20 protein-coding genes and 1 tRNA gene are annotated in these 18,942 nt (G+C 70.5%); 12 read left to right on the top strand and 9 right to left on the bottom strand.

Features of this window, described 5'->3' with window-relative positions; all coding sequences use genetic code 11:
* Positions 1-19 precede the first annotated feature (19 nt).
* Positions 20-658 carry a 5-formyltetrahydrofolate cyclo-ligase gene (locus ACIP6N_RS15145; protein ID WP_401815784.1) on the bottom strand — a complete coding sequence of 213 codons (639 nt, stop codon included), beginning with the start codon at positions 656-658 and terminating at the stop codon, positions 20-22.
* A 93-nt stretch (positions 659-751) separates the two neighbouring features.
* Here ACIP6N_RS15145 and galU point away from each other — a divergent pair, with 93 nt between their 5' ends.
* The 7 genes from galU to ACIP6N_RS15180 all read left to right on the top strand — a co-directional run bounded on the left by galU (position 752) and on the right by ACIP6N_RS15180 (position 6,416).
* Positions 752-1,654 carry a UTP--glucose-1-phosphate uridylyltransferase GalU gene (galU, locus tag ACIP6N_RS15150; protein WP_401815786.1) on the top strand — a complete coding sequence of 301 codons (903 nt, stop codon included), beginning with the start codon at positions 752-754 and terminating at the stop codon, positions 1,652-1,654.
* A gap of 100 nt (positions 1,655-1,754) precedes the next feature.
* Positions 1,755-3,077, top strand: a complete 1,323-nt coding sequence (gene glp / locus ACIP6N_RS15155; protein ID WP_401816213.1) for a gephyrin-like molybdotransferase Glp — start codon at positions 1,755-1,757, stop codon at positions 3,075-3,077.
* A gap of 71 nt (positions 3,078-3,148) precedes the next feature.
* The gene (moaC, locus tag ACIP6N_RS15160) at positions 3,149-3,745 is read left to right on the top strand and encodes a cyclic pyranopterin monophosphate synthase MoaC (RefSeq protein WP_401815788.1); all 597 of its coding nucleotides are present in this window, start codon (positions 3,149-3,151) and stop codon (positions 3,743-3,745) included.
* Complete coding sequence (locus ACIP6N_RS15165) at positions 3,742-4,266, top strand: molybdenum cofactor biosynthesis protein B (RefSeq protein WP_401815789.1); 525 nt, start codon at positions 3,742-3,744, stop codon at positions 4,264-4,266. Before moaC ends, ACIP6N_RS15165 begins: the two co-directional genes overlap by 4 nt.
* Positions 4,263-4,904: a GNAT family N-acetyltransferase gene (locus ACIP6N_RS15170; protein ID WP_401815790.1), complete on the top strand. Its 642-nt coding sequence runs from the start codon at positions 4,263-4,265 to the stop codon at positions 4,902-4,904. The genes ACIP6N_RS15165 and ACIP6N_RS15170 overlap by 4 nt, the downstream gene beginning before the upstream one ends.
* 142 nt (positions 4,905-5,046) lie before the next feature.
* Positions 5,047-6,252 carry a gephyrin-like molybdotransferase receptor GlpR gene (gene glpR / locus ACIP6N_RS15175; RefSeq protein WP_401815792.1) on the top strand — a complete coding sequence of 402 codons (1,206 nt, stop codon included), beginning with the start codon at positions 5,047-5,049 and terminating at the stop codon, positions 6,250-6,252.
* Positions 6,253-6,342: 90 nt separating this feature from the next.
* Positions 6,343-6,416, top strand: a tRNA-Ala gene (locus ACIP6N_RS15180).
* Between the two features lie 239 nt (positions 6,417-6,655).
* On the opposite strand, the gene ACIP6N_RS15185 is transcribed toward ACIP6N_RS15180, so the two are convergent.
* Genes ACIP6N_RS15185 through ACIP6N_RS15195 form a run of 3 tightly spaced genes read right to left on the bottom strand, consistent with a single transcriptional unit; the run spans position 6,656 to position 9,284 of the window.
* The gene (locus ACIP6N_RS15185; RefSeq protein ID WP_401815793.1) at positions 6,656-7,180 is read right to left on the bottom strand and encodes a hypothetical protein; all 525 of its coding nucleotides are present in this window, start codon (positions 7,178-7,180) and stop codon (positions 6,656-6,658) included.
* 44 nt (positions 7,181-7,224) lie between these two features.
* Positions 7,225-8,457 carry a hypothetical protein gene (locus ACIP6N_RS15190; RefSeq protein ID WP_401815794.1) on the bottom strand — a complete coding sequence of 411 codons (1,233 nt, stop codon included), beginning with the start codon at positions 8,455-8,457 and terminating at the stop codon, positions 7,225-7,227.
* Positions 8,457-9,284 (bottom strand): hypothetical protein, encoded by an 828-nt coding sequence (locus tag ACIP6N_RS15195; protein ID WP_401815796.1) that lies wholly within the window; start codon positions 9,282-9,284, stop codon positions 8,457-8,459. The genes ACIP6N_RS15190 and ACIP6N_RS15195 overlap by 1 nt, the downstream gene beginning before the upstream one ends.
* A 302-nt stretch (positions 9,285-9,586) precedes the next feature.
* On the opposite strand from ACIP6N_RS15195, the gene ACIP6N_RS15200 reads away from it, so the two are divergent.
* Complete coding sequence (locus ACIP6N_RS15200; RefSeq protein ID WP_401816216.1) at positions 9,587-9,820, top strand: helix-turn-helix domain-containing protein; 234 nt, start codon at positions 9,587-9,589, stop codon at positions 9,818-9,820.
* A gap of 161 nt (positions 9,821-9,981) precedes the next feature.
* Here ACIP6N_RS15200 and ACIP6N_RS15205 read toward each other — a convergent pair whose 3' ends face one another.
* Complete coding sequence (locus tag ACIP6N_RS15205; protein ID WP_401815798.1) at positions 9,982-10,545, bottom strand: hypothetical protein; 564 nt, start codon at positions 10,543-10,545, stop codon at positions 9,982-9,984.
* 469 nt (positions 10,546-11,014) lie between these two features.
* Here ACIP6N_RS15205 and ACIP6N_RS15210 point away from each other — a divergent pair, with 469 nt between their 5' ends.
* On the top strand, positions 11,015-11,227 hold the full coding sequence (locus tag ACIP6N_RS15210) for a helix-turn-helix transcriptional regulator (protein ID WP_325746997.1): 213 nt from the start codon (positions 11,015-11,017) through the stop codon (positions 11,225-11,227).
* Positions 11,196-11,603, top strand: coding sequence for a hypothetical protein (locus tag ACIP6N_RS15215; protein WP_401815800.1), 408 nt, complete (start codon positions 11,196-11,198; stop codon positions 11,601-11,603). The genes ACIP6N_RS15210 and ACIP6N_RS15215 overlap by 32 nt, the downstream gene beginning before the upstream one ends.
* Before the next feature lie 378 nt (positions 11,604-11,981).
* Here the strand turns inward: ACIP6N_RS15215 and ACIP6N_RS15220 are convergent, their stop codons facing one another.
* Together ACIP6N_RS15220 and ACIP6N_RS15225 are read right to left on the bottom strand one after the other, a co-directional pair.
* A complete protein-coding gene (locus ACIP6N_RS15220; protein WP_401815802.1) occupies positions 11,982-12,932 on the bottom strand; it encodes a hypothetical protein in 951 nt (316 codons plus the stop codon).
* A gap of 338 nt (positions 12,933-13,270) precedes the next feature.
* Complete coding sequence (locus ACIP6N_RS15225; protein WP_401815803.1) at positions 13,271-14,137, bottom strand: YwqG family protein; 867 nt, start codon at positions 14,135-14,137, stop codon at positions 13,271-13,273.
* Between ACIP6N_RS15225 and ACIP6N_RS15230 the strand changes: the two genes are divergently transcribed.
* Positions 14,136-14,666, top strand: coding sequence for a DUF4259 domain-containing protein (locus tag ACIP6N_RS15230; RefSeq protein ID WP_401815805.1), 531 nt, complete (start codon positions 14,136-14,138; stop codon positions 14,664-14,666). The two genes, ACIP6N_RS15225 and ACIP6N_RS15230, sit on opposite strands and share 2 nt — an antisense overlap.
* Before the next feature lie 288 nt (positions 14,667-14,954).
* Here ACIP6N_RS15230 and ACIP6N_RS15235 read toward each other — a convergent pair whose 3' ends face one another.
* Positions 14,955-15,164, bottom strand: coding sequence for a hypothetical protein (locus ACIP6N_RS15235; RefSeq protein WP_401815807.1), 210 nt, complete (start codon positions 15,162-15,164; stop codon positions 14,955-14,957).
* A gap of 97 nt (positions 15,165-15,261) precedes the next feature.
* Entirely contained in the window at positions 15,262-16,413 is a 1,152-nt protein-coding gene (locus ACIP6N_RS15240) for a DUF3103 family protein (protein WP_401815809.1), read from the bottom strand.
* A 540-nt stretch (positions 16,414-16,953) separates the two neighbouring features.
* Here ACIP6N_RS15240 and ACIP6N_RS15245 point away from each other — a divergent pair.
* Positions 16,954-18,942 (top strand): ATP-binding protein, encoded by a 1,989-nt coding sequence (locus tag ACIP6N_RS15245; RefSeq protein WP_401815811.1) that lies wholly within the window; start codon positions 16,954-16,956, stop codon positions 18,940-18,942.

Below are 18,942 nucleotides of genomic sequence, written 5' to 3' on the forward strand. Positions count from 1 at the left end.
CTTCGGCGCCGGAAGCGCCTCACGGTCCCGGAGGCGCCTCGCGGCCGGGCCCCGGGCTCCCCGGCCGCGTGCCGAAGCGCCGGACGCCAGAGGGTGTCACCACGGCCTGTACGGGGTGGTCGTGCGGTTCCTCCGGGACCCGCGCGACCACCTCGTGGTCGTACAGCAGGACCGTCAGCGCCGGCGCGGCGCCCGCCCGCGCCAGCCGTGCCAGGACCCGGTCGTACGAGCCGCCGCCCCGTCCCAGCCGCACCCCGCGGCCGTCCACGGCGAGTCCGGGCAGCAGTACGGCGTCCGCGTTCAGGACGGCCTCCGTACCGAGGCGCTCGCCTTCCGGCTCCAGCAGGCCGCGTCCCGCGCGTACCAGCCGCTCCGCGCCTTCGTACCCGGCCCAGTCGAGGTCGTTGTCCGTCATCAGCACCGGCAGCAGGACGCGTACGCCCCCGGCGCGCAGCGCGTCGAGCAGCGCGCGTGTACCGGGTTCGCGCCCCACGGAGACGTACGCGGCGACGGTACGGGCACCACTCAGCTCCGGTAGCTCCAGCGCCCGCCGGGCGAGAACCACCTCGGCCTTTCGCACGTTTTCACTGGACAGCAGACCTCTCGCGGCGAGGAGTTCACTTCTGAGGGCGGCCTTTTCGGGCGCATTGGTACACATCTGGCATCCCAAACCTCTCGTATGTACGCATACGGCGCCAAAGTTAACCGGATGATCACCTTCCGCCCATACGGGCCGGATAGGGTACGCCGCATGACTCAGTCGTCCCCCAGGATCACCAAGGCTGTCATTCCTGCCGCAGGCCTCGGCACCCGCTTCCTGCCCGCCACCAAGGCCACTCCCAAGGAGATGCTGCCGGTCGTCGACAAGCCGGCGATCCAGTACGTGGTCGAGGAGGCGGTGGCCGCCGGGCTGTCCGACGTGCTCATGATCACCGGACGCAACAAGCGGCCTCTCGAGGACCACTTCGACCGCAACTACGAGCTGGAGGAGGCGCTGACCCGCAAGGGCGACACCGAGCGCCTCGCGAAGGTCCAGGAGTCCAGCGACCTCGCCACCATGCACTACGTGCGCCAGGGGGACCCCAGGGGCCTCGGTCACGCCGTCCTCTGTGCGGCGCCGCACGTCGGTGACCAGCCGTTCGCCGTCCTGCTCGGTGACGACCTGATCGATCCGCGCGACCCTCTGCTGGCACGGATGGTCGAGATCCAGGAGCGCGAGGGCGGCAGCGTCATCGCCCTGATGGAGGTCGATCCCGCGCAGATCCACCTCTACGGCTGCGCCGCCGTCGAGCCCACGGGCGACCCCGACGTGGTCAAGGTGCACGACCTGGTGGAGAAGCCCGATGCCGCCGACGCCCCCAGCAATTACGCGATCATCGGACGTTACGTTCTCGACCCGGCCGTCTTCGACATACTGCGCACGACCGAGCCGGGCCGGGGCGGTGAGATCCAGCTCACCGACGCGCTCCAGCAGTTGTCGGCCGACGAGAAGGCCGGAGGGCCCGTTCACGGCGTCGTCTTCAAGGGCCGCCGCTATGACACCGGCGACCGCGGCGACTTCCTGCGTGCCATTGTCAGACTCGCGTGCGAACGTGAAGACCTGGGCCCGGACTTCCGGACCTGGCTTCGCGGTTACGTCAACGAGGAGATGTAGCGACTTGAGCAGCACGGCAGAACCGGCGCCGGACTCCGGTCGGGAGCCGGGGCGGGAGTCCGGGCCGTCCGCCGGCGGGAACCTCGCGCGGGACACCGGCCTGGATTCCGCCCGGGATTCCGCCGGGGAGCGGGCGTGGTCGGTGGAGGACCATCTCGCGGACATCCTCGCCGCGGTCCACCCGCTGGAACCCATCGCACTGCAACTGCCGGACGCCCAGGGCTGCGTCCTCGTCGAGGACGTCACGGCCCCGGTCTCCCTGCCGCCGTTCGACAACAGTTCCATGGACGGTTACGCGGTCCGTACGGCCGATGTCGCGGGCGCCACCGACGAGTTCCCGGCCGTGCTGAGCGTCGTCGGCGACGTGGCGGCGGGTGCGGGCCCGCTGCCCGAGGTCGGTCCCGGGTGCACCGCCCGCATCATGACCGGCGCCGCGCTGCCGCCCGGCGCGCAGGCTGTGATCCCCGTCGAGTGGACCGACGGCGGTACGGGATCGGGCGTGGCCACGACGATGCGCCCGGCGGGCGAGGGCCCCGACGGTTCGAGCGGCGAGGTGCGGGTCTACCGCCCGGCCGGGGACCGCGCCCATGTCCGCGCCCGCGGCAGCGACGTACAGGCGGGCGACCTCGTCCTGGAGGCCGGTACGGTGCTGGGCCCGCCGCAGATCGGTCTGCTGGCCGCCATCGGCCGGGGCAGGGTCCGGGTGCGGCCGCGGCCGCGCGTGGTCGTCCTGTCCACCGGGAGTGAACTGGTCCAGCCCGGCGAGGAGCTGGGCGAGGGTCAGATCTACGACTCCAACAGCTTCGCGCTCACCGCCGCCGCGCGGGACGCGGGTGCGATCGCGTACCGGGTCGGGGCCGTGACCGACGACGCGCAGGAGCTGCGGGCCACCATCGAGGACCAGTTGATCCGCGCCGATCTCGTCGTCACCACGGGCGGTGTCAGCGTCGGGGCGTACGACGTCGTCAAGGAGGCGCTGTCCTCCGTCGGGGACGCGGACGAGGAAGGCGGCGGCGTCGACTTCCGCAAGCTCGCGATGCAGCCCGGCAAGCCGCAGGGCTTCGGCTCGATCGGCCCGGAACACACCCCTCTGCTCGCGCTCCCCGGCAATCCGGTGTCGTCGTACGTCTCGTTCGAGTTGTTCGTACGGCCCGCGATCCGCGCGCTGATGGGCCTGGAGGAGGTCCACCGCCCAACGGTCCGGGCGGTGTTGGTGACCGGTGAGCCGCTGTCGTCCCCGGCGGGCAGGCGCCAGTTCCTGCGTGGTTCCTACGACGCCGACGCGGGCACGGTCACCCCGGTAGGCGGCGCCGGATCCCACCTCGTCGCCGCGCTCGCCCATGCCGACTCGCTGATCGTCGTCCCCGAGGAGGACACCGCGGTCGAGCCCGGCGCGGAACTCGACGTGATCCTGATCGGCTGATCACCGGAGGGTGGCGGTACCGTATCTGCCCACACAGGCCCGGTCGGGCCCGGACCGGGAGCTCCACAGCAATGACTGTGTTTTCCCGGGGGGAAACCCCCGGACACCCTGACTCGCACCCCGAGTCCCATCCCCAGCCAGCCGGCTTGACGCACATCGACGAGTCGGGCGCGGCCCGCATGGTCGACGTCTCGGCGAAGGACGTCACCGCGCGTACCGCGCGCGCGAGCGGCCGGGTGCTCGTCTCGTCGCGGGTGGTCGCACTGCTCAGGGGCGGGGGAGTGCCGAAGGGGGACGCCCTCGCCACCGCGCGGATCGCGGGCATCATGGGCGCGAAGCGGACCCCGGACCTCATTCCGCTCTGCCATCCGCTGGCTGTCTCGGGCGTCACGCTCGACCTCGCGGTCGCGGACGACGCCGTGGAGATCCTGGCGACGGTGAGGACGACCGACCGCACGGGCGTCGAGATGGAAGCCCTGACCGCGGTCTCGGTGGCGGCGCTCACGGTCGTGGACATGGTGAAGGCGGTCGACAAGGGCGCGGTCATCACGGACGTACGGGTCGAGGAGAAGACCGGCGGCGCGTCGGGTACGTGGACGCGTGCGGGCGGGGACTCCGCGGGTGAGGGCCCGGCGGTCGGGGATTCCGCGGCCGGGGGCGCCGTATGAGCGCCGTACCGGCGGACGCGGACCGGAGCGCGGGCCGTTACCGCGCCCTGGTCGTCACCGCGTCCAACCGGGCCGCCGCAGGTGTCTACTCCGACACGAGCGGTCCGATCCTGCTGGACGGGCTCACCGCGCTCGGCCTCGCGGCGGACGGACCCGAGGTCGTCCAGGACGGCGACCCGGTCGAACGGGCGCTGCGCGCGGGCGTGGCCGCCGCGTACGACGTCATCCTGACGACCGGCGGCACGGGCATCTCGCCCACTGATCTCACCCCCGAGGTGACCCGGCGCGTCCTGGACTACGAGATCCCCGGCATCCCGGAGGCGATCCGCGCGGAGGGCGCCGCGAAGGTGCCCACCGCCGCGCTCTCCCGGGGCCTCGCCGGAGTGGCGGACCGGACCCTGATCGTGAATCTGCCGGGCTCCTCCGGGGGCGTACGGGACGGTCTCGCCGTGCTCGGCCGGCTGCTCGTCCACGCCCTGGACCAGATCCACGGCGGCGACCACCCCCGTAGCGCCGGATGACCGCCGTACTCCGGACGAACAACGCCTGGCCCGTGGCGCTGGTGGACGGTGATGTCGTCCTCCGTCCGATAAGGCCGCGCGACCAGCGCGCGTGGCGTGAGGTGAACCGCCGCAACCGTGACTGGCTGCGTCCGTGGGAGGCGACCATTCCGCCGCCCGCACCCGGGGTACCGCCCGCCCGGCGCCCGACGTACCGGCAGATGGTCCGTCATCTGCGCTCGGAGGCCAACGCGGGCCGGATGCTGCCCTTCGTCATTGAGTACCAGGGGCGGCTGGTCGGGCAGTTGACTGTCGCGGGGATCACCTGGGGCTCGATGTGCGCGGGACACGTCGGCTACTGGGTCGACCGCGAGGTCGCGGGGCGCGGTGTGATGCCGACGGCGGTGGCCCTCGCCGTCGATCACTGTTTCCGCCGGGTCGGGCTGCACCGCGTGGAGATCTGCATCCGCCCCGAGAACGGGCCGAGCCGCCGGGTCGTGGACAAGCTCGGATTCCGCGAGGAGGGGCTCAGGCCGCGCTATCTGCACATCGACGGCGCGTGGCGGGACCACCTCATCTACGCGCTCACCGCGGAGGAAGTACCCGAGGGGCTGGTACGCCGCTGGCACCAGGCGAGACCGGGAACACCAAGGAAATGAAATAGGTGTTCTAATTTGATCGCCATGTGACCGTCATCTGATCCGACCAATCACAAAAAAAGTCCGTGATATCAGCCGGATCGTGCGACACACCGGCCCAATTGGCGGATGCGCCCGTGCCAACCCCTCTACGGTGTGAACCGTGAGCAGCAGCGGCCTCATCTACGCAGTCATTGTCGGGGCCTGGGCCGCCTACTTGGTACCCATGTGGCTCCGCAGGCAGGACGAGCTCAACGAGGCACGCCCGACGGAACGCTTCAGCACCGCCATCCGGCTGCTGTCCGGAAGGGCGGCCATGGAGCGCCGTTACGCCAAGGAGCTACAGGAACGTGCCTCGCAGGAGGCGGGATCCGACGCGGGAACGGACGTGCACACGGAGTCGATGAGCTCCGTGGACGTCCGGGGCTTCGCCGCGTCGCCGGCGCTGACCGAGGCGCGGATGGAGATCAGCGCGGATCTCCGCGCGGAGATCCCCGCACCGGCCAGGCACGCGCCGTCGCGCCCGCCCCGTTCCGCTCCCGCCCGCCCGGAACCCGAGCGGCGCGCGCGCCCCGCGGGCACGGGAAGCGGCCCGGGCGGCGGATCCGGTACGGGACCCAGCGGCGGCACGGGGCACGGCGGCGGTACCGACCCGGTCGGCGCGGCGGAACGCGCCCGGCGCGCACAGCGCTCGCAGGTCCTCGCGCGCCGCCGGCGTACCACCGTGGTCCTCTTCCTCGCCTTCACCCTGGGCGCGGTCGTCGCGGCGGTCGGCGGCCTCGGCTTCCTCTGGGCCCCGGCGGCCCCGGCGCTCCTCCTCAGCGCGTACATCGTGCATCTGCGCGCCAAGGAGCGGCACCGCTTCGCCTTCACCATGGACCGGCGCAGAGCGGAGGCGGCGGCCCAGCGCCTCCGCGAGACCCGCCCCCGCCGCCACCAGCAGTCCGCGTCCGCCTCCGGCGACCCGGACGACGCATCCGAACCCGGCCCCGAGCCGGCACCTTCCGCCACGCTCTCTCCCCAGGAGGCGGGCCGCCGCGCGCTGGTCGAGCAGACGGACCACGCGGAGTGGGTGGACCAGCAGCGCGAGCACGGCCCGGCGCGCGGCGACAGCTGGGAGCCGGTCCCGGTACCGCTCCCGACGTACGTCACCGCCCCGGTCGCCCCGCGCGCCACCAGCGGGGTCGACGTCAGCGACCCGGAGACCTGGAGCGCGGCCCGCTCCTCCACCGCCGAACCCACCCCGCCCCCGGCGCCGTCCCCGGCCCACCCCCGCACCCCACCGCAGCGCCGCACCCGCGACCACGGCAGAACCCCCCTCTTCGACCAGTACGACGACGAGGGCCGCCCCCGGGCGGCCAACGAGTAACCGGCCCCAGCCCCGGCCCCCACCCCCGGCACTGCGGCCAACGGATTTCCGAGCACCCCACCAGGGGTGCTAAAGTTTCACTCGTTGCAAGGGCCTGTGGCGCAGACTGGTAGCGCACCTCGTTCGCATCGAGGGGGTCAGGGGTTCAAATCCCCTCAGGTCCACCGCAATGACTGTTCTTGAGTCCGCTCAGGTTCGGTTGACGAGATCCCGCTGATCATCATGATCAGCGGGATCTTTGTCGTTTCCGGTGCCTGTTCGAGGTTGTTCGGGGTGGTGGATGGCGGGAGAACACGAGTGTGAGCGTGCTGACTCGCTGTCGTGCGGTTGTGTGAGCATGACGGCTGGCCCCGGGGCTCCGGGGCCAGCCGTCATGAGCGTGTGCGGTTGTTTCGCGGGCCGGTCATCGGCTGGGCGGGGGTGGACGTCCTGTCACTGCGGGTGGATCGGCGTCCGGTCCGGCCGGTGGTGGGGCCGCTGTGTAGTCGCTGGCCGTGAGGTGGGTGCCGGTGCGCTGGTAGAGCCAGGTTTCGAGGATGTCGAGGTTCGCGGCGGTGACCATGAAGGCGACCAGGAGGGTCTGGGCGACCTGACCCGGAGCGGGGCGGTGTTTCGAGTTCCCGATGTCGGTCTTTTCGCCCTTGAGGCGGCCATGGATCCCTTCGTTGTGGCTGCGGATGGGTTTGTAGGACGCGGTCCAGGCGCTGGTCAGGTAGTGGTCGTCCTGCCGGAACTTCGCCACCAGCCGGTCGCCGCGGGCATCGGCGGGGACGGTGATGTCGGACTTCCCGCAGACAGCCGGCAGCTCCGTGGCGGACGGAGGGGCGGACCATTCGCCCTCGGGGAGTTGGACGGTGGGCCGTGCGGCAGGGTGGGCCGCTCTTGCGCGACTGTCGGCGAGGTTGATGACGGTCGGCGGTGGTCCCAAACGGCGCGGCTTGTTCGGGAAGAGCCGGTCACGGCGAGCGCAGTTCACCGACGGCGACGGCCCGGCTGCCGGGCAGTGGAGCCGGACGGTGCCACGGGCGTCTGGTCCTTGCTTGGTCTTGAGGAAGTACGGCACCCGCTCCGCGACCGCCTCCCGCAGGTCCTCGGACGGCAGACGTACCGTGGCATCGCCGCGCCCTGAGTGGCGCGGGCCAGTGCGACAGGCATGTGGGGGCAGGCCATGGAGCCGTCGATGAGCAAGGCGCCTTGCCAGCTGCCTTGTTGTCCGCGGTTTTCGACCTTGTAGTCCAGGGCGAGGCGGTAGCCGAGGCGGCGTACGGGGATCTGGAAGCTCTCCGGTGCGCATCCGGTGTAAGCGCGGTCGGCCGCGCAGGTCCCGGGCGGCAGGCCGAGTCCGGTCAGCTGCGTCAGGGCGGTGACGGCGTTAGGGCCGGTGTGGACCGAGGGGGTGTCCAGCACCAGGCCGACGCACATCTGCGGGTAGGCCAGCGGTCTGCCCGCACTCTCGCCGGGACGCCGACGATGGGCTGCAACGACAAAGCTGGAGCTGTAGCCGAAGATGGGCTCGTCGGAGCCTGCGCTGTAGTGCCAGCCCGCAGTGATCTCCACCGAGGCGGTCTGGGTGCGTTCGCTGTCGGGGCGGGCCAGGACCGGGATCGGGGTCGCATCCACGCCCACGTCACCGCGCCAGCCGCGCAAGTACCCGCGGGCCTGAGCAAGGCGAACCGGGGCGAGGACCAGCTGGTTGGCCAGGTGCTGGAGCCGCTCGGCGGCCCGCCGTCCGGACGGGACGTCCCAGGCATCCGCGTAGGCGTCGGCGACAGACTGGGCAAGGCGGGAGCGTCGGTCGCAGCGGGCCGGGTCCAGCACGGTGGTGATGCGGTTGAAGCCCCGGTAGAGGCGGCGGCTGGCCGCGATGGACTCCCGGGCGGTGGCGGGCGGGTCCTGCGGGATGCCCAGCCAGGTGCGGGCCCGGGCCTCCAGACGGAGGTGCAGGATCCGCCAGGCTTCGGCGATGGTGGCCCGGCCACTGAAGTAGGAGGCCAGCAACAGCCCGGCCAGGACTGTGCGCGGCCGCACTCCCGGCGGTCCCGGCCGCCCGGCAAGGAGCTCCTCCAGCTGCTCCGGGACTCCGGAGCGGTCCAGCAACGCCAGCAGTTGGCCGACCTTGGAGTCCTTGATCGTTGTCAGCTTCCCGGGACGGACGCGGGGTCGCAGGGCCCGCGCGGCCTCCTCGTCCCGGGCCGGCCGCGGCATCACCGGCGGCGCCCGTGCAGCAGCCGGATGACCTCCTCCCTGGGCAGGGGCGGGACCCAACGGTGGTAGGGAGCCAGCCCGGCCGGCGACGTCATGCCCGCGGCCTGGGCGACCACGGCCGGGCTGATGCCCTCAGCCAGCAGGCCGACGATCCACGTCGAGCGCAGGCGCCGGGCCGACAGCGGCGGCAGACCAGCCGACGGCCGGTGGCGCCGGGGCCAGGACGAGACGAGGTTCTTGGCCGCGGCCACCTTCCGGCCCGGCCGGAACAAGAAACCCGTATCCGCCTCCACGGCCAACTCGGCCAGCACACTGCCCCACCTTGTGCGACAGGCCACCAGACGCCCCAGCATGTTCTCGTCCAGAACCGCGACACCGCTGGAGGTGACCCTGACGTGATCCCCCCGGACGGGCACGACCTCACCGGGGGCCAGGCCGCATCCGGCTCCCAACGCCATCAACGCGAGCCCGTCCAGCCGGGCCCGACCCGGCAGATGCCCCGTCCAGGCCCGCAGCCTCGACAACTCGCCGCGTTTATAAGGCGGTTGCGGCTCCCGGGGCGAGGGCAGCCGTGCGGGCGGGGCCTCCCCGCGCTCAACCCACACCAGGGCCTCACGCACCCGGCGCAGCCAGGACCGATAGGTCTGCACCGTAGAGCCGTCCATGCCCGCACACCCCGACAGCACGAACGCGTCAATCGTCTCCGTGCGCAGCCACACCCCCGGATCCCGCGGCAGCCCGCCACTGTCAGCCCAGACGGCCAGCCGCCCGACCACATGCAGCAGATGCCCCGCCTCGTAGCAAGTGGCCGGGGCGGCAGCCGCCACGGTTGCTCGCACCTGGTCGGCAACCCGTGCCCACCGTGCTTGCGAGAGGCGCGGGCAGTACTCACGGATGCGGCGGGAGACCTCCGGACTCAACGTCACAGACCAACAAAACTGGCTGACAAGCAGCCGGTGAAGGGGTCGAAGCCGATCTTCACGGAAAGGAGTGCATCGACGTGGTGGGAGGTTTGGCCCGAAAACGGCCGCCGCGCGAGCTTGCCGACGACCCGGAATCCTGGCCCCATGCGGGGATTGACGATGCCGCCGCCGACGTCGTTCAGGGCATCGCCCGCGCCCTCGAAGCTGTGCTGAAGACGCAGCGGCGGAGCCTGCGGCAGGCCGCTGCCGGCTCGGGGGTCAACCGGCAGGCCATCGCCGACCTGCTGGCCGGCCGCTGCTGGCCGGACGTCGCCACCGTCGCCCGTCTGGAGAACTTCCTTGCCGTGCCGCTGTACCCCTCCAGTGGAGGAATGCCGCATACGCATGGGAAAAGGCCCTTCCATCCCCGGGCCTCACCGGCGCAGGGGACGACAAAATAGGCCACGCGCCCCCGAGGCGAGCACAGTTGCTCTAGCCTCGGGAACAGCGTGAGCCACTATCAGGGGTCCACGTCAAAGGTTCCGAAGAGGGTCCAAGCTCAACGGAGCCCGTCCCCTTCTCCCCGCAATGGGAGGAGGGGACGCTCATGAGAGGGCAGTCGCTAGGCGGCCCCCTTCACGTGCCCGCTGTCGGCGGAAGCGATCGCGAGGACCCCGGGCTCGGGTTCGACGGCCCGGCCCTGTGTGACATGCCGCTTGCAGGTCTTTCGGGTCGTCTCGATCGCGGCCGCCCCCTGCTTTCCGGAAACGGGTCTTCCGATGGCTTCCGTGATCTCCTTCACCCGCAACGGCCGCCCCGCAGTGGCCAGCACCTGCAGCACCTGCTGACCCAGTTGCAGGTTCCGCGGTGCTGTGGCGGCCTGCTGTGGGGGATCTGCAGGCCTAGCCGCACCGTTCTCATCTGAGGCAGGTCCCTGTGCTTCGGCGCCCTCGCCATCGGACCGGTCGCCAGGGGCATCAGGGCCGGATTCCGCTCCCGCGGTGATCTCCTCCAAGGCGGCTGCCAGATGGTCATGAGAGGCAGAGGCGCTGGCTAAGTCGGCATCCACCTGGGCCAGTTCCTTCTCAAGATCCACCCGCTGCTGCCGCAGACGTGCGGCCTTGTCGGCATAGAAGTCCACAGCCGTGCGCAGCCCCTCGACCGCAGCCGCCTCACCGGACACCATCAGCCCTCCCTGAACCGCCAGCATGTCGGTGCAACGCCAGACATCGTAGGGAACGCCAGCCGTGCCAGACAGCCAAATGGGCAACCCTGTCTGGCAGTTGAGGGCGAACCGCCCTTGCACGCGCAGTCCTGTCGTCCTGGCCTCCGCCCCCGGCATGCCAGCCTTGCCGACACGGTGACTCCGATCCCCCGACTGATGAGGGGCCCCGCAACCAGCATCCGCCTGTGGATCCTGAACTCCTTCTGTTCTTCGGCGTGGCTTTGTAGGCGAGACCTGGCACCGCCTCGGAGCCGAAGCCGTACTCGCGGGCGGGGTGTGGCCCCCAGGGGGCCGTTGGGGATGTACTCGCCCTTCCATGCCGGGCCGGCCGCCAGCACGGTGAACACTGTGCCCGAGACGCCGTGCGAGCCCTGCCCTGTCTGTAAAGCGAGCTTGACAACCACTGAAGGGTGACAAGTAAGCTTTACATGTGCGAAACAGCGTCAGGAAACTGCGGTCGTCACGAGGGCTCTCCCAGGGCCAGCTAGGCACAGCCCTGGGGGTCTCACGGCAGACGATCAACGCCATCGAGACCGAGCGGTACACGCCCTCCCTGCCGCTCGCCATGTCCATGGCCAAGTTCTTTGAAGTCAGCGTTGAGGAGATGTTTCATGCCGAAGAGAGCCCAGCAGATGACCAGTAACACAGCCAGGCGGTCCGTCCCCGGCTTCTTCCTCGCCGTCGGAGGCGCCTGCCTCGTGGCCGCGGCGTTCGGCGGCCGCCTCGCTATCGGCCTGGTGACGTTCGGGATCCTGGCGGTCTGCAGTCTCGCCTTAGTGCTGCTGGGACGCCGGAGCGAGACCTATCAGGGCCTCACCGAGAAGGCTCCCGACGAGCGCTTCGCCCGGATCTCAGGGCGCGCCTGGGCCGGCACGGGCGTGGTGCTTACCGTGGGGAATCTCTACGCCTTCATCGGTGACCTGGCATCCGGACGAAGCGGCGATCCGTACTTCTGGTTCGTGGCCACCGCCGCCATCGCCTACATCGCGTTCGTCGCCTTCTGGGCTCGACATGCCTGAGAAGCCATCGCTTTGAACGGCTCGCCACCGTACGTCCGACCAGGCAACGCGATCAATCTGGTCACCGGAGGTCGGTGCCGGGCGAGGCCAAGCGGGCGTGGGCAATGGCGGGCACGTCGGTTCCCGGCCTTCTTGCGCGGCTCCGCGCACATCTCCGTGACCTCGACGACTGGGGCCCCACGGTGGCTGACCGCAACCTGACGGGGAACGATCACCCGTCTCACGGGAAAAGCTCTTCAAATTGGCGAGTTGTGCCTGATCAGACCCACTCGTGAACACCCCACCGCAATGACTGTTCTTGAGTCCGCTCAGGAACCGTTCCCAAGATCCCGTCCGGTCTTCTCGACCGGGCGGGATCTTGGCGTTTCCGCGGGTTGTTCAAGTGGGAAACCGACCGACGGCAACGCCGCGAGGCGCGGCGCCGGGGCGCGCGAGCCCGGCATGATCCGAACCTCCGGGCGTGATTGCTGGGCCGATGTCTCGCATGACCAGGTCCGGGAGGACAGCTCGGGCCAGGTCGCGAGCGCTCATGTGGGGGCTGTCGAGGTGCTCTGTGATGCCGGGATGGGAAGAGGACAGGCGGTTCAGCGCGGTCTTGGTGGGTGCCTCGTTCAGGAGCGCTCTCACCAGGGCTATTGCGTCCGCCCGTCCGGTGGCCGTCGGCGCGGGGAGTGTGTTCAGTTCCGGCCGTGACTGAGCCGTGCCGCTTCCGCAGGCGGCGGTGAGGGCGGCGAGGACGAATCGCGCGGCATCGCTCTCCTCGTCCCAGCGGGACAGGAGGCGTGGAAGCTCGCGGGCGATGGCCCGGCGGGTCAGGCCGTTGGCGGATGGTTCCGCCCATTCACCGCCGAGGGCCGCGATCCGGTCGGCAAGATGGACGGCTGACGAGGGGCTGGCGACGGCGAGGCTCAGCAGCTCTCCGAGCAGGATCACGCGAGTGCCGGTCGGGATGCCCTCGTCACAGATGAGTTCGGCCATGAACGGGATAGCGGCGGCCGTATCGTCCGTGCAGGTGCCTTGATGGGCCACTGAATCCGCCAGATCGCTCAGGAACTCACCTGTCGTCTCGTACGGTTCACCGAAGGCGGAGTCCTCCTCGAGCAGCCACTCCACGGCAGCCGGGACGTCTTCTGTGCCGCCGTACATCCGCTCGGCCGCCGCCACCACCGCCGTGACCACGGCCTCCGGCTCACCGATTTCGGCGCGGGTCCACGGCGGGGCGGCCGGAGGCAGGACAGGGTCGGTGGGCAGGGGATCCGGCAGGGTGACCTCGGCGCCGGCCTGGTCATGAACCAGACCGTTCCTCGTGAAGACCTTTTCAAGGGTCACCGTATGCCCCTCGCTGTACCCCTGCTGAAAACCACCGTGTGAACGGGCGATACGTGCCATTCGTATCCGCTCTCCCCGTAAGAAGGGCTCAAGAGCCGTTCGGACGCACCCGCTGTGGACGGCCAGCGAGAAGACCTGCCACCACCCCTCCAACTCGGCATCCGTCGGCGGTCTGCCGTACCAGAAGCTCGACGGAACGAACCGGAAGTGGTCGTGAATCCGCACTGCCGTCAGACGGTGCCCCATCCCGGCCAGTTCGGAAGCGGCAGCACGCGCGGCACCTTCGCTCGGCAGGCACAGCGTGTACTGGACACCCCAGGCGGGAGGCGCGGCGGCCATCAGCCGCACTGCCAGGTGAACATCGCCCGTTCGAAGCGCCGTTCGGCCAGATCCTGCGGACGGATCAGCCAGTACAGCGCTCCGACATCGCCCCACATCATGTCCGCGGCGTCCTCGCTGGCGAACTGCGCCAGGAGCAGCCAGCGGCCCGCCTCATCGGACAGGCGCGGGTCTGACCAGGGCATTTTTCCGTCCAGGACTGCCTCCGCGACCTCGATCTCCACAGGGTCCTGCACGGAGTGGGCGTGGCCGCCTATCTGGTGTCCCACCTCGTCGTCGAACTGCCACAGTGCGTCGAGGAAATCCTCTGAGCAGACAGGGTGGCCGTACCGCTGCCCGAGCGGGGCACCCGGAGCGAAGGTCTCCCGAATCTGCGGATGCCAGGGCTCGGCGGCAGTCATCTCCGTCCGCGCGGTCAGCGGTACCACCGGGTACGGCCGGAGACCGGCGGGCAGTTCGCGTTCCTCGGCCGTCTCGTCAGCGGGTACGTAGAGCACGCGGGCGCCCGCCCAGCTCGTCCGATCCTCGGCCAGTACGAGAGCTTCGCCGTCGTCCAACTGGCCGTCGAAGTAGAAGAACAGCAGCGTTCCTGCTTTGGGCAGGTCGATGTCCAGTGAGGCGGTCGGCAGGCCCGCGCAGTCGATCGAGGCGACGAACGAGAGCGGGCCGTTCCCCTCCCACACCGGCCACTCGGCGGTGGCAGGCAAAGCCGGGAGGCCGCCGAGCCGGCCGGTCACGTCGTCCGGACCGGCCGCGACCTCAAGGCGCACACCAGGGCGAAGCAGGCCGAGCCACGTCTCGGCAACGTCGGGCGACAGATGCTGATGGGCGAGAGAACGGAGGGCGGAGAGGGAACCATGGGTCATGCGCCCGATCATCCACGGCACCACTGACAGCGACCTTGCCGCTCTCCCGCAATACGTGCCGAGGCTCAGTCCGTGGTCATGGGCTTCCAGACGTCAGTTCGTCAGAGGAGCTTGTAGACAACTTCCCGACTGCACGGCTGTTGTCAGTGGCCTCTGTGAGGATGCCCCGGTCGACACCATCGTTGGGAGAGCTCATGGGAAGTTGGGATGTCGGTCCCTTGGTAACGACACTGCGGCGGACTTCTGCGACGCCCTTGATGAGGAGGCCGCGGGCGAACGCGAGGGCATCGTTCGCGCCGCTCTCACACGTGCGATCGACACCACGGGCTACCTCGGAGCACTCGAGTCCGAGGAGGCCATAGCGGCGGCCGCTCTAGTCGCCGCGCAGTGTCCTGGGGGTGAGCCTGCCGATGCCGTCTACGGACCGGAAGAGCCTCTTCCTGATCTCGTTGGCCTGCGTGTTCTAGCCATCCAGGCCCTCGACCGCGTCATGGCCGAGCCGTCCGAGCTGATGGACCTCTTTCGGTGATACCGCTTAGTCGCAGCGCCAGCGTCCGCCGCATGCACCCCGAAACCCGATTGAGCTGCGAGGACCTGCTCCCGCCCGGTCGGAGCGTCACGTCCGATGAAGGCGACGGAGATATACAGCTCCTGTGGCTCAGTGGCGGGCCGGCCACGGCTGAAGGGGAGGGGAATTTTTAAGGGATGTACGCGCAAGGGGGGACGCGTCCTGTTGGCCGCATCCGGATTGTGATGCGGACTATTCGGGTTGAGAACCTGCGTGCACGTCCCCCTGCCTCGTCCTGGTGTCTGCGCTTCAGCGCGCGTGAACGTGGCGATGACGCCGGTCAGGCGTCCTGAGCAGGGCCCCGAGCAGCAGCGCGAGATGGGCCGCCACTTCGGAGGTGGGCAGCAAAGGTGCGACGAGAGTGGCCAGTTCGTTCGCCGTGTTCCCGTACAGCTCGAACGGATGCTGATCCGGATCGACGTCCGCCCACGTCAGGGCGCGCGCCCGCAGTTCGCTCACCGCTTCATTCTGCCTCGGACGGAGCGACGGGCGAGGTCCCGGCCGGTCCTGGAGACCGGCCGGGAGCTCGTTGTTCACGTGGTGGGGCAGGGCCGGGTCAGAGCTGGTCGACGAAGTACGGGGAGACCGTCATCCAGCCATTGCCGCGCGCGCCGTTCACGCGGCCCGTGGAGTCCTTGCCGAGGGCGTACCAGGAGTCGACGTAGTCGGCGTCGTTCGTGTACCAGGAGGCCGGGAGTGCGTCCAGGATCGCGTCCACCAGCGGGATGTAGACGCCCTGGTCCGTGACGGTGAGCAGGATGTCGGCTATGGCCTTGGCCAGGGCCTGGTAGTTGGTGTCGCCGTCGTCCTCCATCATCACGACGTCGGCGAGGTTGTACTTGTACGAGGACCAGTTGACGAGGACCTGGTTCGGGTAATAGTCCGTGCCACCGTTGTCCAGGTACGGCATGTCGACGGTGTCGACGCGGACCTTGCCGTCGGGGCCGAAGCCGCTGACGATCGAGAAGATCTCGGCGTCACCCAGGGGCCACGGCTCCTGGACGTCCGTGACGTGGACGGAGTCGATGCGGGTGGTCCAGATGCCGGCTTCGGCCGCCTTGTCGCGGGCGGGCGCTACGGGGTGGAGGCCGCGCTTCGCGAACTCCTTGTTGATGATGTCCAGACCGGCCGTCATGGAGCGGGCCGCGTCGATGTCGATGACGTAGACCGGCCGGGACGGGGCCTGGCGCGCGTCCAGGGTGTGGGTGCGGCCCTGGCTGTCGTACGCGGTGACGGTCTTGGTGTCGTCGTCGGTCGTCGCGGCGGCGACCAGCGGGGTCGTTCCCCCGGTCAGTTCCGGCCGCATGGACGGGGCGGCGAGCCGCAGGCGCAGCAGCGAGCCGGTGGCGGCGTCGAGGCCCTTGGCGGCGGTGATGCGCCGGTCGGCCGTGGCGACCTCCGAGCGGAGCGCCTTGCCGGCCGGGTTCGTGGCGCTGTTCGTCAGGGCGGGCAGGTCGACCTGGTCGGAGGCGAGCGCCGCCGTGCGTACCTGCGCTCTCCATCTCCGGTCGGCGAGCGAGACGGCGACGGCGCGGGCGGTCTCTTCCTCGATACGGCTGACGGCGGACGCCGGGGCCGTGGTGGGCGCGGCCTGGGGGGCGGGCGCGGGCTGCGAGGCGACGGCCGCCGGGGAGGCGATGCCCATGAGCGCGGCGACGGTGACGGCGCTGAGTGCGAGAGCGAGAGCGCTGTGGCGCTTGCGAGGCATGCTCAAGGAGGTCTCCTGGATGCGTGCTGCGTCCGCCTTCCGGCGGGGCAGCGGATGGGGGGAGTTCAGGAATGCGTCCGGATCTATGCGGGTAGATACGCGGACGCGCAAGCGAGTTGAGGATCGCTCGGGGAAAGCATGTCCGGGGCATGTCAGATTCGCAAGAACCCCCCGGTGGTACAGCGAGGCACCGGACGGTTGCCCGGAGTTGAACGGGGCCGCGCGTGGTCACGTTCACTTTCGATGCCAAAAGTGCCCACGCCGGTCGCAGAGCCGCGTACCCTCTCATGTGACTGAACGTGGCCTATATGCGACCTCTGGTTACCCTCGTCGGATATACGCTCTGCCAACAATGTCTGGTGTAGAGGTAGTTCTTCCCATGGGCACGGTGCTCGACTGCGGCGATACGGGTGAGACCCCCCGATCGATACGCGCGCGCCATGTCCGCATACCGGTTTCCTGACGCTTCCAGCGCTCCCCGTGACTCCTGGCCGGGGTCCTCCATCAGACAACGACTTTCAGCCAACTTGAAGGTTCCACATGGCTCGTTCCTCCGTGCCCACCTCCATGTCCCGCAAGGGGCAGCGTCTTTGGCCGACGGCGCTGATACTCACCCTGTTCAGCTTCGCCGCCGCGCTGATGCCGGTGGCGCGTGTCAGCGGCAGTGCGGCCGTGGTGTTCGGCGTCGGCGCGCTGCTGGTGCTGGCCGCCATGGAGACGCTGCGCAGGCAGCACCGCGACGCCGCGTCCGAGGTCGAGCGGCAGCGCGGCGAGGTCCGCGAGCGGGAGGTCCGGGCCGCGCGCCGTGACGCGCACTGGCATACGTACGTCAACGGCCAGGCCGAACTCGTCCGCGAGGAGGTCGAGTTCGTCGTCAAGGAGCGGCTGCCCGCCGCACTCACCAGGCGGGAGGTCCCGCCGTCGCTGCACAGCGGCGACCAGCTGGGCGACGGCCTCGCCGAATGGCTCGACCGGCTGCTGACCGAGGTCACCGATACGGTCGGCCACCGCGAGGAGTCGCAGCGGCTCGCCGTGGTGGAGCTGGCGAGCCGGGTCCAGACCTCGGCACACCGGATCCAGGCGACGGTGACGGGCCTCGCCGACCGCTACCCCAGCGACGCCGATCTGCTGGAGTCCACCATGAAGGTGGACCACGCGGCGACCCAGCAGGCCAGGCACGCGCAGAGCCTCAAGGTCCTGTGCGGTGAATGGCCCGGCCAGCAGTGGCAGAAGCCGCTGGCGCTGGTCGATGTCGTGCGCGCCGCCTCGGGGCGGATCGTCGCGTTCAACCGCGTCGAGGTCAGCGGCGATCCGGACGTGGGCATCACTCCGTCCCTCGTCGAGCCGCTGATCCACCTCATGGCGGAGCTGCTCGCCAACGCGACGGAGTACTCGCCGCCCAAGACGGGCGTGCCGGTGACCGTCCGTACGGTGCAGCGCGGCGCGGTCATCGAGGTGGACGACGGCGGCCTCGGTCTTGACGAGTACCGGCTGTCCGAGGCGCGCGAGATCGTTTCCGGCCAACGGCTCCTCGGTATCGGCGAGATCGGCGAGATCCCGCAGACCGGTTTCGCGGTCGTGGGCCGGTTCGCCGACCGGCACGGGTTCAGCGTCGACCTGGGGCCCTCACCGTACGGTGGCGTGCGCGCCGTCGTCCTGGTGCCGCTGGACGTACTGGAAACCCTCGCCCCCGCCGGTACATCGGGCGGTCGTGTCGTGCCCACGGCCCAGCCCGTGCCCCCGGCCCACCAGACGGCCGAGGCGGACCGGACAGCGCAGCCGGCGCAGGCAGTCCCGGTGGCGCAGGCGGACTCGGTGGCCCAGGCCGCCGAGCCGGTTCCGGCGGCGGCCGGGCCGGCAGCCGCCGGCCCCCCGCGGACGGCGCCCGGCGCGACGTCCGCGACCGCCCCGGAACCGGCAGCCGCGCCGGCCGCCCCGGCGCAGACAACGGCCCCGGCGGAGTCAGCAGCCCTGCCACCCGCAGCACCGCCTACCGCCCCCGCTCCCGCAGCGCTCGCGGCCGCCCCCGTGCCCGCCGCACTCACGCCCGCCCCCGCTCCCGCCGCGCTCGTTCCCGTGTCCGCCCCGCCCGCCGCCGGGAGGCTGCCGGCCCGCAGGCCGTCGCCCCTCCGGCCCGCCGTTCCCCAGCCCCCCGCCCCCGAACCGGCCGTCTCCGACTGGGCGATCCCCGCGCAGACGACCTCTGAACCGGTGATCTCCGCCCCAGTGCCCCTGGAATCAGTCCCCGCAGCCGACCCGGCCCCCGCCCCCGCTCCCGCCGCGGACAGCCGTCCGTCCGGTATCAGCGGCCGGCTGCCCCAGCGCCGTTCGCGGCGGGGCGCGTTCGCCCCCGCGGTCGAGGCCGCGCCGACAGCCGTCATGCCCCCGGGCTCCCCCGAGGAGGCCGGCATCTGGATGGAGCAGTTCTTCGAAGGCGGCCGGTCCTTGCCGCCCGTCGGCTCCGTCTCGTACGAGACCCACAGCAGACCTTCCTCCATCACCACCGATCCGTTAGAGGGACAGACGTGA

It is taken from the genome of Streptomyces sp. NPDC088725 (assembly GCF_044751305.1).
Classification (GTDB): Bacteria; Actinomycetota; Actinomycetes; order Streptomycetales; family Streptomycetaceae; genus Streptomyces.

Coding starts and splice junctions, on each gene's coding strand:
- ACIP6N_RS15145 (WP_401815784.1), bottom strand. CDS start 658: ATGTGTACCAATGCGCCCGAAAAGGCCGCCCTCAGAAGTGAACTCCTC.
- galU (WP_401815786.1), top strand. CDS start 752: ATGACTCAGTCGTCCCCCAGGATCACCAAGGCTGTCATTCCTGCCGCA.
- moaC (WP_401815788.1), top strand. CDS start 3,149: ATGACTGTGTTTTCCCGGGGGGAAACCCCCGGACACCCTGACTCGCAC.
- ACIP6N_RS15165 (WP_401815789.1), top strand. CDS start 3,742: ATGAGCGCCGTACCGGCGGACGCGGACCGGAGCGCGGGCCGTTACCGC.
- ACIP6N_RS15170 (WP_401815790.1), top strand. CDS start 4,263: ATGACCGCCGTACTCCGGACGAACAACGCCTGGCCCGTGGCGCTGGTG.
- ACIP6N_RS15190 (WP_401815794.1), bottom strand. CDS start 8,457: ATGCCGCGGCCGGCCCGGGACGAGGAGGCCGCGCGGGCCCTGCGACCC.
- ACIP6N_RS15205 (WP_401815798.1), bottom strand. CDS start 10,545: ATGGTGTCCGGTGAGGCGGCTGCGGTCGAGGGGCTGCGCACGGCTGTG.
- ACIP6N_RS15215 (WP_401815800.1), top strand. CDS start 11,196: ATGCCGAAGAGAGCCCAGCAGATGACCAGTAACACAGCCAGGCGGTCC.
- ACIP6N_RS15230 (WP_401815805.1), top strand. CDS start 14,136: ATGCGCCCGATCATCCACGGCACCACTGACAGCGACCTTGCCGCTCTC.
- ACIP6N_RS15225 (WP_401815803.1), bottom strand. CDS start 14,137: ATGACCCATGGTTCCCTCTCCGCCCTCCGTTCTCTCGCCCATCAGCAT.
- ACIP6N_RS15240 (WP_401815809.1), bottom strand. CDS start 16,413: ATGCCTCGCAAGCGCCACAGCGCTCTCGCTCTCGCACTCAGCGCCGTC.
- ACIP6N_RS15245 (WP_401815811.1), top strand. CDS start 16,954: ATGGCTCGTTCCTCCGTGCCCACCTCCATGTCCCGCAAGGGGCAGCGT.